The organism is Algoriphagus formosus (assembly GCF_002807035.1).
Lineage (GTDB): Bacteria > Bacteroidota > Bacteroidia > Cytophagales > Cyclobacteriaceae > Algoriphagus > Algoriphagus formosus.
Window position 1 is genome coordinate 951,974 of the sequence record NZ_NIUC01000001.1, and the last position, 19,201, is coordinate 971,174.

Here is a 19,201-nt window from a genome sequence, read left to right on the forward strand (position 1 = left end):
TCAACTTAATTATTAATAGTTGCAGGTGAAAACAATGCCCTCTATTTTTAGCTTTTCAAAACAAGCCCTCGAGCCTAATTTTAAAATTTTTATGTCCAAAAACGTAGTAATCGTCGAGTCACCTGCTAAAGCCAAAACCATTGAAGGCTATTTGGGGAAGGATTTTAAAGTTGCGTCCAGTTACGGACATATCCGAGATCTGCCCAAAGGAGACAAGGCCATCGATATTAAAAATCGTTTCAAGCCAACCTATGAGGTTTCTCCAGACAAAAAGGAGGTCATCAAAAACCTCAAAAACCTTATCAAGGATGCAGACACCATTTACCTCGCAAGTGATGATGACCGGGAGGGAGAGGCTATTTCTTGGCATCTGAAAGAAGTACTCAAACTGAAAGATGAAAACACCAAGCGAATTGTCTTTCGAGAAATTACCAAAAATGCCATTCAGCGGGCTATCGAAACCCCAAGAGGAATCGATTATGACTTGGTGAATGCACAGCAGGCTCGAAGAATTTTGGACCGATTGGTAGGGTTTGAACTTTCACCGGTTTTATGGAAAAAGATCAAAACAGGACTTTCAGCAGGTCGTGTACAGTCTGTGGCTGTTCGATTGATCGTCGAGCGGGAGCGTGAAATCGAAGCACACAAAGCGAAATCTACTTTCCGAATTACAGCTCAATTTGAAGTGGATGGCAAGTCCTTTCAAGCTGAATTACCCAGAAAATTTGAAACCAAGCAAGAGGCGGAAGACTTCCTAAAAGCATGCCTTGACGCGGACTTTTCTGTTGGAAATCTCGAGAAAAAACCGGCAAAAAAGTCACCGGCACCTCCTTTTACCACATCCACTTTACAGCAGGAAGCTTCGCGCAAGCTGTATTTCTCTGTAGCCCAAACCATGTCAGTGGCCCAGAAACTCTATGAGGCAGGTAAAATCACCTACATGCGTACAGATAGTGTCAACCTATCTGATGAGGCGATGAATTCTGCGGAATCTGCTATCAAAGGAGAGTACGGAAACGATTATCACAAAGCACGGAAATTTACTACCAAGTCCGAAGGTGCGCAGGAAGCTCACGAGGCTATCAGACCGACAGACTTTTCTAGAGCACAAGTAGACGGGGACAGAAACGAGCAACGACTCTACGAACTTATCTGGAAGCGTGCAATTGCTTCTCAAATGGCCGATGCTCAACTGGAAAAAACCAATGTATCCATCAATATTTCCAACTCAGACTTAACCCTTTCAGCTCATGGGGAAGTAATTAAGTTTGATGGATTCCTGAAAGTATATTTAGAATCTACGGATGATGATGAGGAAGAGGATACTCAAAACAAATCCCTCCTTCCAACCATGCAAATTGGACAGGCTCTGGACTTGAAAGAAATGAAAGGGAGAGAGTCTTTTACCCGTGCTGCACCGAGATATACGGAAGCAAGTCTGGTGAAGAAGCTGGAAGAACTGGGAATTGGACGTCCATCTACTTATGCGCCTACGATCTCGACTATTCAGAAGCGAGAATATGTCATCAAAGAGAGTCGGGATGGTAATCCACGGGAATATCAGGAGATGATTATTTCAGATGGAAAGTTTCAGGAAAGCACCAAGACAGAAATTACAGGCGCTGAAAAACAGAAATTATTCCCAACCAATATTGCTATGGTCGTGAATGATTTCTTAGTCGAGCACTTTCCAAATGTTATTGACTTCAATTTCACCGCAAAAGTGGAGAAGGAATTCGACGACATCGCCGCAGGAGGACAAGATTGGCAAGATATGATTGATGCATTCTACGGTAACTTCCATCATAGTGTCGAGGAAACCGAGCAAGTATCGCGTCAAGATGTCAATTCCAGTCGATTCCTTGGCAATCATCCTGAAAATGGAAAACCAATTACGGCAAGACTTGGAAAATTTGGTCCGCTAGTACAAATCGGTGACAGTGAAGACGAGGATAAAAAATATGCAAGCCTCAAAAAAGGGCAGTTTATTGAGAATATCAGTTTAGAAGATGCCCTGGAGCTATTCAAACTGCCACGTGATGTAGGAATGTTTGAGGACAAAAAAATGGTGGCTGCCATTGGAAGATTCGGACCATACATCCGACATGATGGCAACTTTGTTTCCTTGAAAAAGGAACAAGACCCACTTAGCATCACCGAAGAAGAGGCTATCCAATTGATCAAGGATAAGCGGGAAGCTGATGCCAAAAAACACATCAAATCCTTTGATGAGAATCCCGATATCCAGATCCTCAATGGACGCTGGGGCCCTTATATCAAGTTTGGAAAGAATAACTTCAAAATCCCCAAGGATAAGGAAGCAGAGAAGCTAAGCTATGCTGAGACGATAGAAATCATCGAAAATCAGCCAGAGCCCAAAAAGCGGGGAGGGAGATTTTCGAAGAAAAAATAAGTCAAAAAACCGTTCCTGAGGATCGGTTTTTTTTTGTCTAACAATCAACAGACCTTCTACATTTTTTGATTGCAAGCGTCAAACCGATTTGACAAATTAGATTTCTTGAATACTTATTAAATTCAAAGAAATTATTTGGGAGTTAAAATGAAAAGATTGGTAGTACTCAGCGGGGCTGGTATTTCTGCAGAAAGCGGGATCAAAACTTTTAGGGACTCAGGTGGACTATGGGAAGGTCATGATGTTATGGAAGTGGCCTCTCCAGAAGGCTGGCGCAGAAATCAGGATTTAGTCCAAGAGTTTTATAACCTCCGGAGAAAGCAAATGTACGAGTGCCAGCCTAACCTGGCACACCGGATATTAGCGGAATTGGAAGAACATTATGAAGTTCAAATCATCACCCAAAATGTCGATGATCTGCACGAAAGAGCCGGATCATCTCAAGTATTACACCTCCATGGTGAATTAAGAAAAGCGCAGAGTTCACTCGACCCTAAATTGGTCTATGACTTGGATCATTGGGAAATAAAAAAAGGAGACAAATGTGCGAAAGGGAGTCAGCTTAGACCTCATGTGGTTTGGTTTGGAGAGCCTGTACCCAAAATGCTAGATGCTATCAAACTGGCACAACAAGCCGATATTTTTGTGATTGTAGGTACTTCATTGGAGGTTTATCCAGCAGCAAGCTTGGTTTCCTATGTGCCGGATCAGGCAGAGATCTTTGTTGTTGACCCCAATATCCCATCCTCCAAGCTACATCACCGAGCGAAGCACCTCGTCCTACCTGCCACTCAGGGATTGGAAAATCTTAAAAAAATCCTTTTGAAACCCTAATTATTGTAATGCTTTGAATAAATGATTTAAATTGAAGGAAACTTTTCTGTTGTGAGTATGAAAGCAAAATGGCCCATTTTAGATTATAGTGCCTACAAGGACACCACTTACCTTTTACATCAATGGTCGCAGATGGTAGGCAAAGTCCGGCTCAGAAAATCACCTTGGCAAAACCACTCTTGGCATGTAGCGCTTTATTTGGATGCTCAAGGCATGACTACCGGACCAATTCCCTATGAAGGAGGTATTTTTGAAATCAAATTTGACTTTACCCAGCACGAGCTGAAAGTTCGATCTTCCAACGGTACTCGCGACAGATTTTCCCTAGGTAACCAGACGGTTGCAAGTTTTTATGAACAACTTCGGGAAAAATTAGACTTTATCGGGATAAAGGTAAAAATCACAAAAACCCCGAATGAAATCCCTGATGCCATTCCCTTCGACCAAAACACAAAAAGAATCCCCTACCTTCCAAACGAAGCCAAAAATATCTGGAAAGCGTTGATTCAAATCCATAATGTGATGACGGTATTTCGCTCAAAGTTCAGAGGGAAAAACAGTCCCATCCATTTCTTTTGGGGATCATTTGATCTGGCATATACGCGTTTCTCTGGAGCTACTGCCCCAGAATTCGAAGGAGAAGTACCCAATCTAGCCAAAGAAGTCATGCAGGAAGCTTATTCGCATGAAGTATTCAGTGTGGGTTTTTGGCCAGGAGGAGAGCAATTTCCACAGGCAGTTTTCTATGCCTATTGCTATCCAAACCATCCGGATTTTAAAAACAAAAAAGTCCAACCTGAAGAAGCCTATTGGAGTGATGATTTAGGAGAGTTTATTCTACCCTATGAGGCTGTTCAAAAAGCTGCTAATCCCACCAAAAAATTACTGGACTTCTTGGAATCAACTTATAAAGCAGCCACTGAAGTGGGGAGTTGGGATAGAAATCAATTAGATTGTGACTTCTCATCTTTAGAAAAGAAAAACTCCAATATTACCATATGAAGAAGAAAGTAGCTGTCATCGGAGCTGGGCCATCAGGTATCACTGCCCTCAAAAACCTTCTAGATCAGGGAATCGAGGCGGTTGCCTTTGATAGAAATCACGATGTCGGGGGTAATTGGATCTACTCTGAAGACGAAAGTCATTCAAGTGTATTTGAAACTACACATATCATTTCTTCTAAAACGCTCTCGCAATACGAGGACTTCACCTTCGACGATTTTGATCCGGAGACGGCCGACTATCCTTCACATGATGAGCTAAGGCGCTATTTTCAGGCCTATGCAGCTCACTTTAATCTCTATCCTCATATTCGTTTTGGCATAATGGTCAAGCATTGTCGGTGGATTGATGAGGAGACTTGGGAAATTACCACTGAGAAAGATGGAATAGAGGAAAAAGAGCTTTTCACCCATCTGGCAGTAGCAAATGGACATCACTGGAAACCTCGGTACCCAAATTACCCGGGTGAATTTTCAGGAGAATTTCTACACTCCCATAACTATAAAAAAGCTGCCCCATTCAAAGACAAGCGGGTGCTGGTCATTGGAGGAGGAAATTCCGCCTGTGACGTAGCTGTGGAGACGAGTAGGGTATCAAAGAAAACAGCCATTTCATGGAGAAGAGGCTATCGAATTGTTCCTAAATTCATTTTTGGCAAGCCTTCGGATAAAGTTGCAGAACAGTCTAAATGGATTCCACCAAGACTTCGAATGTTTTTGAATTCCATCCTCCTTCGAATCATCATCGGTAAAAATGAAGCTTACGGACTTCGCCCACCCACTGAGCACTTTGGAGCGACGCACCCCACTATCAATGATGAATTGCTACACAAAATCCGACATGGAAAAGTCAAGCCGCGGATGGACATCAAAAAATTTGAAGGTAAAAAGGTGGTTTTTGAAGATGGAAAAGAAGAAGAGTACGACACCATCATTGCATGTACAGGTTATTGGCTGAGTCATCCTTTCTTTGACAAAGACTTTATTGATTACAGCTCAGGACCTGTGCCTCTTTACCTTAAAATGTTTCATCCTAAAATCACCAATCTTCACTTCATCGGTATGTTCCAACCACTCGGCTGTATCTGGCCTGGCGCAGAGCTTCAAAGCAAGCTAATGGCACAAGAGCTAATTGGCAATTGGAAACGTCCGGAGGACTTGGAAGAACTTTGTGAAAAAGAGGTCAAAAACCCTGATTTCAAGCAAATCAATTCACCCCGACACACCATTACTGTTGACTTTCACCGATTTGTGAAAGACTTGAAAAAGCAACTTCCCAAAAACTACGTCTCCAAAATGCCCACTACAGAGGCGCTTTCGGTTGAACAAAACCAAGAGACCTGATGCAGTCACTAAAGTGGATTCTTATTGGACTTGCCACTATTTTTGCCTTGTTTCTGGCAAAAGAATGGTGGCAAAGTTTTCCAAGAGTCAACTTAGCTCCTCCTATCAGTGTCAAGAATCAGCAAGATCAGCTTGATTCCATTTTAATTCAAACAATAAACGAGCATCATCTGGCAGGCTTGGCTGTGGGAGTTATCTCCAACTCACAGGTGCTTTATAAAAACACCCTCGGGTATGAAAGTCTGGAAAAAAAAGACAGCCTCACATCGCAGTCAAAAATCCATGTAGCTTCCATTTCTAAGATTTTTTTGGCGCTTTATCTTTCCAATTACCTTCAGGAAAAAGGGCTTAACATCCTTGATTCAATAAAAAGCCTTTCTCCTGAGTTAAACTCAAAATATCCCGAAATTGGGGAATTAAGCTTTTCCCAAATCTTGCGACATCAATCCGGTCTGCGAGATGCAAGTTTCTTTTCAGGTTTCTTCAGAAAAAAGAACACGCCAAACTTGCAGGATTTTGTCTGGAGTCAGCTTCCAAAACAAGTAAATGGAAAGGGAGATCTATCCTACAATTATGCAGATTTCAATTACGAACTTTTGGGATATCTGTTGGAAAAAGACTCCGGCCTCTCCTATGATAATCTGCTCAACCGATGGCTAAGCGAAGATTTAGATTTGCAAAACAGTTATTTCAAAGGTAATTCGCAAGAGGAGAATCCGGTAGTAATGGGGTATCGGAAAACTTATATATGGAAGCGTCTCAAGCCACATCCATTCACCTATCAGGTAAGCCCCTACCCTTCCTCCGGAATGATCAGCACGCTCGATGATTTGATTAAAGTCACGACTCAACTTATCCGTGCTGACCTAGGTATGTTGAAATCCAATGTTCAGGCTCTTGAGGTAAACGGAAAGGAAAGTTGGGCAGGATTTCAGCAGATTGCAGTTGGGCCGGAGAGTAATTGGATGGGACACTTTGGTGGTCAAGCGGGCTATAGCTCTTTGCTAATCTTCGACCCCGAAAAAGAATTTGGAATTATCATCCTATCCAATACTCGGGACAAAGGAAATTTCCGAATAGACCTAGCCAGAAAGATCATTAAAATCCTAGAAGTATGAAGAAACTATCCTTTCCGCATCCCATGGTCATTTTATTGGCTTTTGTTGTTTTATCTTGGATAGCATCTTTTCTGATTCCTTCAGGGACCTATTCTAGAGAGCTCGACCCAAAAACGGGAAGAGAAGTGGTACTTCAAGGGAGCTATGAGCAAATTGAAAAGGAGAACATTTCGCTACAAGAGATGGTGGTTTCCATTCCGGAAGGGCTCATTTTGGGGAGTGACATCTTGGTCTTGATTTTATTGCTGGGAGGAGCTTTTTATGTAGTGGAAAAAACAGGAGCCCTTCAAGCCGGTGTAGAATCCCTTATTTATAAATTCCGAAATCAAAAACAGCTTCTATTAATTTTTCTCTCATTAGGCTTCGCTTTTGCTGGAGCGACCATTGCCATGCAAGAGGAGATCATTGCCATGGTGCCTGTTTTGGTGGTTTTAGCCCGGAATTTAAAATTCGACATCAAAGCTATCATTGGACTCACGCTAGGCTCCTCACTACTCGGTTCTGGCTTCTCTCCCATCAATCCTTTTAACTCACTTATTGGCCAGCAACTTGCCGAGTTAGAACTTTCCGAAGGGCTGCTTTACAGGATGATCTTCTTTTTCCTTGGATTTGTTTTATGGACTTGGTTGATGATTCGAAGTGGTCGCCCAAAAGTTCAGCAGCAGGAACTTGAGGTCGTACCAGGTCAAGCGATTGGATGGAGAAAAGGCTTGATTTTGATTCTTTCTTTAGGCGGAATAGTGCTCATGGGATATGGAATCACTCAATTTGATTGGGGATATAATGAAATGTCGGCCCTTTTCTTTGTAATCGGAGTTAGCTGTGGACTGATCGGGAAACTAGGAATCAACGGGACGGCAAGAACCTATGCAGCGGGCTTTAGCGAGATGATTTTTGCGGGTGTAATTGTAGGTCTTGCCCGAAGTGTTTACTTGGTATTGGAAAAAGGTCAAATCATCGACACCGTGATATACGGGCTTTTTTCTCCCTTAGAAGCACTTCCAGAGCAATTTGCTGTTGTTGGGCTTTTCGTATCTCAAGCTCTGATTCATATCCCTGTCCCCAGTACATCAGGACAAAATGTATTAACAATTCCGTTGGCAGTGCCTTTGATGGACCTTTTGGGTATTTCGAGGCAATTAGCAGTTTTGGCTACTCAATATGCCTCAGGTTTAATGGATATTTTATCTCCTACTAATGGAGGAATGATGGCAGTAATAGCCGCCGCTGGTGTAAAATACAATGATTGGATTCGGTTTGTGATAAAAAGCTGGCTTTTCGTTGCAGCTGTCTGTTTGTTATCCTTAATTATCGCCTTAATTTGGTTTCAGTAAACCTAAAAACCTATCAATATGCAAATCAACGACCATAACCCACTTCCACCTTATCATCCTGATTCAAGCAGATACTCAGGAATGAAGTATCGAAGAACGGGACGAAGCGGATTACTTTTGCCCGAGATAAGCTTAGGGCTTTGGCATAATTTCGGCCACAATGCGGATTTCACCTTGGGACGAAAAATCCTCAGAAGAGCTTTTGACCTAGGAATCACGCACTTTGATTTGGCGAATAATTACGGCCCTCCTTTTGGATCGGCAGAGGAGAATTTTGGAAGAATAATTCAGAAAGACTTTAGTGCTTACCGGGATGAATTGATTATCTCTTCTAAAGCAGGTTGGGACATGTGGCCTGGTCCCTACGGAAACTGGGGTTCGAGGAAATACCTCATCGCAAGCTGCGACCAGAGTTTAAAACGAATGGGCTTGGACTACGTGGATATTTTCTACCATCATAGACCAGATCCGCACACGCCTTTGGAAGAAACCATGGGAGCACTTGACCAATTGGTAAGGCAAGGAAAAGCCCTTTATGTAGGCATTTCCCAATACAGCGCAGAAGACACTGCCAAAGCCTATCAAATCTTGAAAGATATGGGAACCCCCTTGCTAATTCATCAACCTAGATATAGCATGCTGGATCGTTGGGTAGAAGATGGACTTTTGGACGTCTTAGGAGACAAAGGAGTGGGAAGTATCGCTTTTTCTCCCTTAGAGCAGGGTCTTTTGACCGATAAGTATCTAAAAGGGATTCCTGAAGACTCAAGAGCTGCCAAGGATGGAAGGTATCTTAAGCCAGAGCAAATCAGCGAGGATAAAATCGAAATGATCAAACAACTCAATGAGATAGCTATTGGCAGAGGACAAACACTTGCTCAAATGGCCATTGCTTGGCTACTGAAAGACTCAAGAATCACCTCCGTGCTTGTTGGAGTCTCTAAACCCGAACAATTGGATGATAACGTTTCCGCAATTGGAAACAGCGAGTTTAGTGTAGAAGAAATCACAAAAATCAAATCTCTTATCGGAGCTAAATGAAGCAAATGAAGCCCGGAAAAGCACTCACCTTGATTGTGATTGCACAATTTTTGGGTACTTCCCTTTGGTTTGCAGGTAATGCTGTAATTCCTGAACTTGGGGAGATCCTTGGTAGATCCGAACTGACAGGTGCCGTTACCTCGGCCGTTCAGTTCGGGTTTATTTCCGGCACCCTTGTATTTGCTCTTCTGTCGATTCCAGATCGATTTTCACCCAGCAAGGTATTTCTAGCAAGCGGACTTCTAGCATCCACTTTCAATTTTCTCATCACCGTACTTCCCTTACATTATGAAAGCCTTTTAGTCCTTCGCTTTTTAATTGGCTTTTTTCTGGCTGGAATTTATCCAGTGGGAATGAAAATCGCCTCAGATTACTACGAGAAGGGACTTGGAAAAGCATTGGGACTTTTGGTAGGGGCGCTAGTATTTGGAACGGCCTCTCCTTATTTAGTGAAGGCCTTGGGGTATCAGCTTTCGTATCAATCGATTTTTTGGACAACATCCGGACTAGCCTTACTGGGAAGTATCTTGGTAGGATTTGGTGTGCCTGACGGACCCCATCGCAGGAAAAGTCCCAAATTTGACTGGAATCTCCTCCCACGTCTCAGTCAAATCAACTCACTAAAAAGTGCTGCTTCTGGCTATTTTGGACATATGTGGGAACTCTATACCTTTTGGGCGTTTGTACCTGCTTTGATTTATTGGCAAATGCAATATGCACCCGGGACAGGTCAAAATGCCATCTTCTCATTCTCAATCATCGGTATAGGTGCACTTTCCTGTGCTCTCGGAGGATTCATTGCAGAGAAAGTAGGAAGCCGTTCTGTCGCTTTATTTTCCTTGATAGGATCAGGAATTTGTTGTCTTTACTTATGGATTTTGCCTCAAAACGCCGGAGGCCTAGGTGTAGTTTTTCTTTTCATTTGGGGGATTCTTGTCACTGCAGATTCGCCACAGTTCTCAACTTTAGTTGCCCAAGCCACTCCCGCAGAGTACCGAGGGACTGCTCTTACCTTAGTCAATTGCCTGGGATTCGGGCTGACTATCCTGTCCATTCAATGGACCGAATGGTTAATCGCAGTACTAGGCATTCAAACTGCCATGGGATTATTGAGTATTGGCCCTATGCTAGGGATTTTTCTATTTAAAAAATTTCAAAAAAAAGAGGCCCTGTCTCGAGGCCTCTCCAGGTAGTTTCAAACCGGACTATCACTACCTAACTACATTTTCTAACGTTGCTAAATAAACCCATTTTTGGTCACGAGAGTTCAAACCTTCATTGACCGCTCTTCGCTGAGCGTCGGATTGCTCCATGTCTTCATAGGCTTGAGCATTGAAAAACTGCATGTAATCCTTGTAAACATTCATGGTTAAATGAGTGGATTTAGCCTCGGAACCGAGGGGAAGGGCTGTTCGTAGCAAGCTCCAATGTCCCATCAGGCCTTGTTCTATTCGCTTCTGGTGAATAGGCTTGAAGACCTCTTCTTCTGCTTTTTCGTATGCTGTAAAATTACCTTCCCGAGCTTTCATCAGATCAAAAGACGCTAAAACTCCCGGCTTCATTTGGAAATTATCATCAGTACAAACAATCTCTTTCATGTATAGCCGCATAGGCATTTCTCGCATGGACAGTGAGTTTTCAAAGAGCTTGACCACTTGGGCATCATTCAGATGAGGATAAGCAATCTTGGTATAATCTATCATTCTTGTTTCATCCAATCCACTCATCATTTTGACTGGATCATCATAGTACGTAATCATAATATACTGAAAATCAGAATGATCAGCACCTGAATGTAAGGACCAAAAGTCCCAACCTGCGATTTGATCATCATTGCGGGCCTGCCGGTAGACCTTCTCCATCAAATCCTTGAATTCTATGTATTCAAAAAGCTGATCGCTTTCCACATTTATAAATTCAAGTACCATGAAACGTTCCTTTTGCGCCTCAGCAGTGAAGGCCAAAATCATACATGTCAAAAGAAGTAAAATAGACTTTTTCATAATTTGGGCTTTTAGGGGTTCATTGCATTTCCTATAATTTAAAAAAATTATTCTGCCATTTATCAAAATTTTGAAATAAAATTTTAAAAAACACTTGATCCCCCAATGTATTTAGAAAGATTTTCCACAGACAAATGCACATTTTTTTTAATTTGATATCGGAATTATTGGTAATTTGACAAGAAACTGAGGAAAATATGAACGGAATTTCAAGAAGGAGCTGGCTGAAAAAAATCGGTCTTGGAGGTGGTGTAACCTTGATGAGCGGAGGACTTTTAAGTCCATTAAGTGCGGAAGAGATCAAAAAATATAACCCAAGACCTCTCGAAGGGCCTATCAGATTGGGCTCAAACGAGAATCCTTATGGCCCTTCCGAGAAAATGCGGGAAGCAATGATCAATAATTTTGACTTGGGATGTCGCTATCCATGGAGCTACAATTCGGACTTGGTCAAAATGATTTCCGAAAAAGAAGGTGTACCCGAGGATCACATCGTCTTAGTGGCTGGTTCGACAGAGGGCCTTAAGATCACAGGAATCACTTTTGGTCAAGGCGGAGAAATTATTTCCTGTGCTCCAACTTTTCTTTCGATGATGGATTATGCCGAACTGTGGGGCACCGACATCAACTGGGTTCCTCTCAATAAGGATCTCGATTTTGACCTCGATGAAATTGAAAAGAGAGTTTCTTACCAGACAAGGCTTGTTTTCCTTTGTAATCCAAACAATCCAACCGGAAAACTCCTTCCTGCTGATCGCGTGATGGATTTCTGTGAAACTGTAAGTAAAAAGACCGTGGTTTTCAGTGATGAAGCATATTATGACTACATCACAGAGCCCAACTATCCCTCTATGGTTGAATTGGTCAAAAAAGGAATGGATGTGATCGTCTCCAGAACCTTTTCCAAGGTCTATGGACTTGCAGGAATCAGACTGGGCTATTTGATTGCAAGACCGGCCTTGGCTCAGAAACTACGCGAAAGAGTCGTTGCCAACACCAATATTATGGCAATCGAGGCTGGAAAAGCAGCCCTTCAAGATCCTGATTTTTACAAATTCTCTTTGGAGAAAACAACTGAAGCCAAAAATGCCATCATTCAAACACTTGAGGAATTAAAAAGACCCTATTTAGATAGTCATGCGAATTTTGTCTTTTTCCAATCTGGAAAAGACATCAAAGAACTCAACAAAGCATTTGCTGACCGGGGTATGATTATCGGCAGACCTTTTCCGCCCTTGAATGATTGGTGTAGAATATCTACAGGCACACCTGAAGAGGTCGCGTTATTCAATAAACATTTGAAGGAAATATTGACATGACACAACCGGTTCATTTGGAAAATGACCAAATCCTGCTCAGACCAATTCTTGAGCAGGATTTTTCTTTGCTTCTGGCACAGACCCAGGACAAGGGACTTTGGGAGTATTTCACATACGATCTTTCCACCTTGACTGGAATCAGAGATTGGGCTCAACCCGCCATGAATGGAGAAAGACTGCAGTTTGTGGTAGTTGATAAAAAAAGCGGTGTATTGATGGGTTCGACTGCATTTGGGAATTATTCAGCAAGAGACCAGCGGATAGAAATTGGCTGGACTTGGCTGGGAAGAGACTTTCATGGAAAGGGAATCAATCGCCAAATGAAATATTTGATGCTTTCCCATGCCTTCGAGAATTTGGGAATGCAACGGGTAGAAATCAAAACCGATGTACTGAACATTCCTGCGCGCAGAGCAGTAGAAAAAATGGGTTTTGTAGAAGAAGGTGTACTCCGAAGCCATACGCTACTTTCGACAGGCCGTAGGAGAAATACCATTTACTACAGCGTCTTGTCAGAAGAATGGGAATTGCTCAAAAAAAAATGACCCCGAGAGGAGTCATTTTTAAACTTAACCTTTCCCAAAATAAAGTTTTAGGAAGCAAGCCAATCTGGCTTAGTAGTGTCTACTGTTGCACCCAGCTGATTCAACAGATTGTAAAGTCCAAAGTAAGTTCGGTTGATATATAATCCATGTCTAGAACCCCGTGCTTGACGGGATTTTTTAAACATCTTGTCATTGGAAATTCGGTCTCCGAGTTCGAAAATCTGCTCAAAGAATCCATCATCAGCGAAGTCAAAGCGATCCACATGAAATGGCTTACCTAAAAGGGAAATCATTTCTTTGAAAACTCCCTTGAAATAGACCTTTTCTTGATCTGTATCTTTATCCGAAATGAACTCTAGGTTGTAGAAGATTTGATTCAACTCTTCTTCCTTGATCAAGAGATCCTTTTTGATCAAGGAGAAATACCCATGATAAAAGTCCTCCGGAATTACTTTCACACAACCAAAATCTATTATTCCCAATACATCACCTTCCTGAACGATGAAATTACCAGGATGAGGGTCTGCATGGACTTGCATGAGGTTATGAACCTGATGGTGATAGAAATCCCAAAGCGCCTGTCCAATTTGATTTTTGGCTTCTTGAGTAGGGTTTGTTTCTAACCACTCTTTGATATGATTTCCCTGAATCCAATCCATCGTGATGATTCGCTCCGAGCTAAATTCATCATAGTAGTTTGGGAAATTCAAATTAGCAATATGTGAACAAGCACCAGAAATCTCTCTGGAACGCTGAATCTCCAATTGATAGTCTGTTTCCTCCAGGAGCTTTTCCTCTACTTCTTCCATGTAATGATCCAACTCCTTCTCATTCATATTGAGTAGTCTAAGCGCAAAAGGACGAACCAATTTGAGATCAGAACTTACAGAATCTGCTACTCCCGGATATTGAATTTTAACTGCTAAAACCTTGTCACCCTTGGTAGCTTGATGCACCTGGCCAATCGATGCTGCATTGACCGCCGATCGGGTAAAGGTATCGAATAGCTGCTCTGGACCTTTGAAGAAGTATTTTTGGAAAGTTTTCACTACCAAAGGATACGAAAGAGGCGGCGCAGAATACTGTGCCATGGTGAATTTGTCCTGATAGGCTCTTGGTAGGAGATTTTTGTCCATTGACATCATCTGAGCTACTTTCAAGGCAGAACCTTTCAGCTGGCTAAGCGATTTATAAATATCTTCCGCATTGCTTTGATGCAAACCCTCCTTATCCAAGGCTGGATTTACCATCTTCTTGGCATAATGCCTGACATAGTTGCCGCCCACCTTTGCACCGGTAGAGATGAATTTTGCAGCTCGCTGTACTTTAGAAACCGGAATGGATTCCTGTTCTCTTAATTTTTCAGGCATGATTATTTTGTTTGGTAGAGAAACTTAGCGAAATCCAAAAAGCTGTCTAGTGCACTTTTCCCCATGAGATCGAAGGCTAAGTTGACAGACTTTTCGATAGCTGCATCGGTCTTTTCGAATCCAGGAGTCTGGTCGGATAACCAATAATTGAATACAAAAAGAACTTGAAGCCACAGTGCCTCATCGTACCTGTCTGAGATAATCGGACGATTGGCTATCTCCTGCGTCTCTTTACCTTCTAGGATGATCTCACTTGCAAAATCTTTAAATCTCTCGCGGAAAATCTTCATTTCTGCAGGTAGCGGAGACATTGCCTTTGGCTTTCCACCATAGAGACTCAACAAATACGATCTGTTATTTTTTAAAACCTCGATCCAGGTGAACAAGAAGCCTAGAAATTTCTCTCTTACTGAATATTCCTTGTAAACTTCCTGAGATTCGAGCTGGGAGACTGTTTCGTCAAATAGCTCAACCCAAATGGCTGATTTGATTGAATCGAAAGAGGTGAAATAGGTGTAAAACTCACCCTCAGTCATTTTCAATTCTTTGGAAAACTTGAAAATAGATACTGGTTCATGCCCATGCTCAAGAACATGATGCATGTAAGATTCGAGGATAATTTTTCTGTAATCCTTTTTAGCGGATTTCTTTTTGGTCGTCGTTTCCATGTATGGTTTACTGATTCATGTAGTAAACACAGGAAAGCTTGGCTAGGTTTGAATTTTAGATAAAAAAAGCCGAATCCTTCGACTCGGCTAGCTAAGTAGGTTTTAACCGCTGACTTTTTCGATCACCAAATTATGATTGGTATAGATACAGACGTCTGCTGCGATGTGAAGACTTTCCCTCACCATCTCTTCTGCCGTGAGGTGTGTCGCATACTTTTTCAAAGCTCTTGCTGCTGATTGGGCGTACATACTACCCGAACCAATCGTCGCGATTTCCAAATCCGGCTCGATTACATCTCCTGTTCCAGATATAATCAAAATATCATCCTGATCAGCTACAATCATCATCGCTTCAAGCTTACTCAGCATGCGGTCCATTCGCCATTCTTTTGCCAACTCCACAGCTGCACGCTTCATATTATTGCCAAAGGCACCCAATTTCTCCTCAAACTTCTCCAATAAGGTGAAGGCATCAGCAGTCGATCCTGCAAAACCTGTGACAATTTTACCGCCTTGCAAAACACGGATTTTCTTTACACTGCTTTTAGCTACGGTATTTCCCAGGGTCGCTTGACCATCTGCTCCTATCACAGTTTCTCCATTATGCTTGATTGCAACGACGGTAGTTGATTTTATTCTTTCCATTTCAAAAGTTTTATTGAGTAAATATTCTCTAGAACATTAAGATTCCGGATTGTATTACCAATAACTGTTCTAAAGCAAAAAGTCCTGCGAAAACAGGACTTTTTGACAGATTTTCTAATTAGATGAGAATTCTGACCGGGTCTTCTAAGAGGCCTTTGAGTGTGAGAAGGAAAGCAGATCCAACTGCTCCATCCACTACTCGGTGATCGCAAGAAAGCGTCACCTTCATCACATTTCCAACCTTCATTTCGCCGTTTTTGACGATGACAGTTTCCTTGATACCGCCTACTGCCAAGATACAAGCATCCGGTGGATTAATGATAGCTGTGAATTCTTCGATACCGAACATTCCCAAATTGGAGATAGTAAAGGTATTTCCCTCCCAATCCTTTGGTTGCAATTCTTTGTTTTTAGCCTTTCCGCCAAGCGTTTTAGCCTCGTTGGAGATTTGAGAAAGAGACTTGCTATCTGCGAAACGAATCACAGGAACTAATAGTCCTTCCTCTACAGCTACTGCCATACCGATATGGATATGGTCGTTGTAACGTATCTTGTCTCCTAACCAGCTTGAGTTTACTTTCGGATGCTGTCTCAAAGCTGCTGCAGTAGCTTTGATCACCATATCATTAAAGGAGATTTTGACTGGAGCAATTTCGTTCATGCTCTTTCTCGCTTCAATAGCCTTATCCATGTTGATTTCCATGGTAAGGTAGAAATGAGGAGCACCGAATTTACTTTCGGCCAATCGCTTCGCGATGACTTTACGCATTTGAGAGACATTCTCTTCGCGGAAACTCTCCTGCCCTACTGCCGGCATTACTGCAGATGCTGAGCTTGAAGCTGCTGGTGCTGCAGTCGGAACAAAGTTTTCGACATCTCTCTTGATGATTCGGCCACCATCTCCAGATCCGGCTACCTGTCGGATATCGATTCCTCTTTCCTCTGCTATTTTCTTTGCCAAAGGAGAGGCTTTCACACGCTCACCATCTGCCAAAACTGGAGCAGGACTTGGTGTAGAGGCTGTTTGAGATTCTTTTTTCTCAGGCTGAGGACTAGGTTTAGATTCCTGCTTAGGCGCTTCCTCCTCTTCACTTTCTCCGGCCATTTCTTGCTCATGAGCCTTGAGAAGCGTTTCGTAATCTGCTCCTTTCTCACCGATTACGGCTATCACACCGTCTACAGGGACGCTATTCCCCTCTTCAATACCTATATAAAGTAAGTTCCCGTCTTCATAGGATTCTAGCTCCATCGTCGCCTTGTCAGTTTCTACTTCCGCGATGATTTCACCAGACTTAATATCATCTCCCACTTTCTTCAACCAAGCCGAAATAGTCCCTTCCTGCATGGTATCGGACATCTTAGGCATGGTGATGATAGTTGCATTGATAGAAGAAGTATCGATCTTCTCCTTTGATTTTGGCTTTTCAGCCTCCTTCTTAGGCTCTTCTTTTTCTTGAGTCTCTTCTTTTACTTCAGCTGCTGCTCCATTATCAGAAAGCAGATGCTCGAAATCTTCACCCTTCTCTCCAATCACAGCAATGATCCCATTGACAGGGACTGCTTCTTTCTCTTTTACTCCAATATGTAGTAGGACACCTTCATCGTAGGATTCCAGCTCCATGGTTGCTTTGTCAGTCTCGACCTCGGCTAGGATGTCTCCAGGCTTCACGGTATCCCCAACTTTCTTCAACCAAGAAGCGATTACTCCTTCTTCCATGGTGTCACTCATTTTAGGCATTCTGATTACTTCGGCCATAGGTTTTTGCGCGCTTATCGTGAATTAAAGTGTCCAAAAATAGTTTTTAAAAAGTCTTTATTCAAATTTACTCTTGTATTTTCGAGAAAGCGATTTCGAACTCGTCTTTTGAAAAAAAATGCCTTTAATCTCCCATAGTAAATATCAAAGACCTAAGTGGCTGTTTAACCGACACTTGGAAACGGTTTTCCCTGCACTATTCAGAAAGGTCCCGCTTCGAAGCCCGCAGACTGAGCGAATCGATACTCCGGATGGAGACTTTTTGGATTTGGACTGGTACAGAATGGACAATGAAAAGTTGGTCATCATTTCTCATGGATTGGAAGGAAATAGCCGAAGACCGTACATTCTTGGAATGGCTAAAATTTTCCTACAAAATGGTTACGATGTGCTCTGTTGGAATTACCGTGGCTGTGGTGAGGAATTAAATAACCAACCCATTTTTTATCATTCTGGTGCTACTTACGACTTGGATACGGTGGTCAGTCATGCTGCGGAAAAATATGAAGCCATTTCTTTGATTGGCTTCAGTTTGGGAGGCAATCTGACTTTAAAATATCTCGGGGAAAATCTTTCGAATGATAAACCCATCGAAAAAGGGGTGGCAATCTCTGTCCCCTTGCATCTAGCAAGTAGCAGTGAGAAAATATCTTCTGGCTCAAACAAGCTCTATTCAGACAGATTTTTGAAGACTCTGAGGGAAAAAGTACTTCGAAAGGCAAAAAACCATCCCGATCAAATCCCGATTCATTTTCTGGAAAGGATCAATAAGCTTAGTGATTTTGATGATTTTTTCACCGGGCCGCTTCATGGGTTTAGCGATGCAAAGGAATACTACCAGGTGAATTCATCTCTTTTCTTTCTAGAGAAGATAAAAATCCCTACACTTATCCTAAACGCACAAAATGACCCCTTTCTTTCTGATCTTTGTTTCCCTGTGAAACTGGCCAAGGAACTCGATCCCGTCTATTTTGAATTCCCAAAACAGGGAGGCCATGTGGGCTTCACATCCTCAGATTCCAGTAAACCATATTTCTCTGAAAAAAGAGCATTTGAATTTGTAAGCGGGGATTTCTAACTTCCCAGCCTAAACTCCCGATACATGTGTGGACGATATTCCCTGAGCAAGAGTAAGATAGAATTAGAAGAGCGATTCCAGGCTGAAATGCTCACCGACTTCAAACCACGGTACAACATTGCACCGACGCAGCTTGTACCCGTTGTCACTTCCCAAAGCCCAAAAGGTTTTTCCTTTTTCTATTGGGGGATTACTCCAGAATTCGGAAGAAATAAACCTGTCTCTCAAAAGCTAATCAATGCTAAAGCGGAATCTGTTCATCAAAAAATGACCTTTAAAAGTTCTTTCAAGCAAAGAAGGTGTATCATCCCGGCAGATGGTTTTTATGAATGGAAAAAACTGGGAAAGAAAACCTCAATTCCACACCGATTCACACTTCGGGAAGGGGGACTTTTTTCTTTTGCTGGAATTTGGGATGAATATGAAACCGTCGATGGTGAAAATCAGCACACTTTCTTGATCCTGACTACAGAGCCCAATGAATTGGTGTCAGAAGTTCATGATCGGATGCCTGTGGTTTTGACGCCGGAGACTGAAAAAAAATGGCTCAACAATTACAGCAGCGAAGAAGAACTTCTGGAAATCCTCAAACCGTTTTCAGCTAATGAAATGCTGAGCTATCCGGTGAGCACCCTGGTCAACTCTGTGGAAAATGACAGTCCGGCACTCATCCGGAAAACCGACCCGATGGACCAGCATGGCAATTATACCTTGTTTGGTTAATAGCCGTCC

Annotated in this window: 17 protein-coding genes; 12 read left to right on the top strand and 5 right to left on the bottom strand. The window is 42.4% G+C overall.

Features of this window, described 5'->3' with window-relative positions; translation table 11 throughout:
* Positions 1-91 precede the first annotated feature (91 nt).
* The 8 genes from topA to CDH51_RS04310 all read left to right on the top strand — a co-directional run bounded on the left by topA (position 92) and on the right by CDH51_RS04310 (position 10,278).
* Positions 92-2,413, top strand: a complete 2,322-nt coding sequence (topA, locus tag CDH51_RS04275) for a type I DNA topoisomerase (RefSeq protein WP_100627399.1) — start codon at positions 92-94, stop codon at positions 2,411-2,413.
* A 147-nt stretch (positions 2,414-2,560) separates the two neighbouring features.
* The gene (locus CDH51_RS04280; RefSeq protein WP_100627400.1) at positions 2,561-3,247 is read left to right on the top strand and encodes an SIR2 family NAD-dependent protein deacylase; all 687 of its coding nucleotides are present in this window, start codon (positions 2,561-2,563) and stop codon (positions 3,245-3,247) included.
* Between the two features lie 57 nt (positions 3,248-3,304).
* Positions 3,305-4,249, top strand: coding sequence for a DUF5996 family protein (locus CDH51_RS04285; RefSeq protein WP_100627401.1), 945 nt, complete (start codon positions 3,305-3,307; stop codon positions 4,247-4,249).
* Positions 4,246-5,592, top strand: coding sequence for a flavin-containing monooxygenase (locus CDH51_RS04290; RefSeq protein ID WP_100627402.1), 1,347 nt, complete (start codon positions 4,246-4,248; stop codon positions 5,590-5,592). The genes CDH51_RS04285 and CDH51_RS04290 overlap by 4 nt, the downstream gene beginning before the upstream one ends.
* Complete coding sequence (locus CDH51_RS04295; RefSeq protein ID WP_100627403.1) at positions 5,592-6,710, top strand: serine hydrolase domain-containing protein; 1,119 nt, start codon at positions 5,592-5,594, stop codon at positions 6,708-6,710. Before CDH51_RS04290 ends, CDH51_RS04295 begins: the two co-directional genes overlap by 1 nt.
* Positions 6,707-8,044 (top strand): YfcC family protein, encoded by a 1,338-nt coding sequence (locus CDH51_RS04300; RefSeq protein WP_100627404.1) that lies wholly within the window; start codon positions 6,707-6,709, stop codon positions 8,042-8,044. The genes CDH51_RS04295 and CDH51_RS04300 overlap by 4 nt, the downstream gene beginning before the upstream one ends.
* 18 nt (positions 8,045-8,062) lie before the next feature.
* Positions 8,063-9,085, top strand: a complete 1,023-nt coding sequence (gene mgrA, locus CDH51_RS04305) for an L-glyceraldehyde 3-phosphate reductase (RefSeq protein ID WP_100627405.1) — start codon at positions 8,063-8,065, stop codon at positions 9,083-9,085.
* Positions 9,086-9,090: 5 nt separating this feature from the next.
* Positions 9,091-10,278, top strand: coding sequence for an MFS transporter (locus CDH51_RS04310; RefSeq protein ID WP_100627812.1), 1,188 nt, complete (start codon positions 9,091-9,093; stop codon positions 10,276-10,278).
* A gap of 18 nt (positions 10,279-10,296) precedes the next feature.
* On the opposite strand, the gene CDH51_RS04315 is transcribed toward CDH51_RS04310, so the two are convergent.
* Positions 10,297-11,088 carry a hypothetical protein gene (locus CDH51_RS04315; protein WP_100627406.1) on the bottom strand — a complete coding sequence of 264 codons (792 nt, stop codon included), beginning with the start codon at positions 11,086-11,088 and terminating at the stop codon, positions 10,297-10,299.
* Positions 11,089-11,285: 197 nt separating this feature from the next.
* Between CDH51_RS04315 and CDH51_RS04320 the strand changes: the two genes are divergently transcribed.
* Both CDH51_RS04320 and CDH51_RS04325 read left to right on the top strand, forming a co-directional pair.
* A complete protein-coding gene (locus CDH51_RS04320; RefSeq protein WP_100627407.1) occupies positions 11,286-12,407 on the top strand; it encodes a pyridoxal phosphate-dependent aminotransferase in 1,122 nt (373 codons plus the stop codon).
* Positions 12,404-12,952 (top strand): GNAT family N-acetyltransferase, encoded by a 549-nt coding sequence (locus tag CDH51_RS04325; RefSeq protein WP_100627408.1) that lies wholly within the window; start codon positions 12,404-12,406, stop codon positions 12,950-12,952. The genes CDH51_RS04320 and CDH51_RS04325 overlap by 4 nt, the downstream gene beginning before the upstream one ends.
* A gap of 47 nt (positions 12,953-12,999) precedes the next feature.
* Here the strand turns inward: CDH51_RS04325 and CDH51_RS04330 are convergent, their stop codons facing one another.
* From CDH51_RS04330 to CDH51_RS04345, 4 genes are all read right to left on the bottom strand, one after another.
* Complete coding sequence (locus tag CDH51_RS04330) at positions 13,000-14,322, bottom strand: ABC1 kinase family protein (RefSeq protein WP_100627409.1); 1,323 nt, start codon at positions 14,320-14,322, stop codon at positions 13,000-13,002.
* 2 nt (positions 14,323-14,324) lie between these two features.
* Positions 14,325-14,990 (bottom strand): TetR family transcriptional regulator C-terminal domain-containing protein, encoded by a 666-nt coding sequence (locus CDH51_RS04335; RefSeq protein WP_026945088.1) that lies wholly within the window; start codon positions 14,988-14,990, stop codon positions 14,325-14,327.
* Positions 14,991-15,092: 102 nt separating this feature from the next.
* Positions 15,093-15,635, bottom strand: a complete 543-nt coding sequence (gene hslV, locus CDH51_RS04340) for an ATP-dependent protease subunit HslV (protein ID WP_024281934.1) — start codon at positions 15,633-15,635, stop codon at positions 15,093-15,095.
* A 118-nt stretch (positions 15,636-15,753) separates the two neighbouring features.
* Positions 15,754-17,391, bottom strand: a complete 1,638-nt coding sequence (locus CDH51_RS04345; protein WP_100627410.1) for a pyruvate dehydrogenase complex dihydrolipoamide acetyltransferase — start codon at positions 17,389-17,391, stop codon at positions 15,754-15,756.
* 118 nt (positions 17,392-17,509) lie between these two features.
* Between CDH51_RS04345 and CDH51_RS04350 the strand changes: the two genes are divergently transcribed.
* Both CDH51_RS04350 and CDH51_RS04355 read left to right on the top strand, forming a co-directional pair.
* The gene (locus CDH51_RS04350; protein WP_100627411.1) at positions 17,510-18,469 is read left to right on the top strand and encodes a YheT family hydrolase; all 960 of its coding nucleotides are present in this window, start codon (positions 17,510-17,512) and stop codon (positions 18,467-18,469) included.
* 24 nt (positions 18,470-18,493) lie between these two features.
* Positions 18,494-19,192: an SOS response-associated peptidase gene (locus CDH51_RS04355; RefSeq protein ID WP_100627412.1), complete on the top strand. Its 699-nt coding sequence runs from the start codon at positions 18,494-18,496 to the stop codon at positions 19,190-19,192.
* The last annotated feature ends 9 nt before the right edge of the window (positions 19,193-19,201 follow it).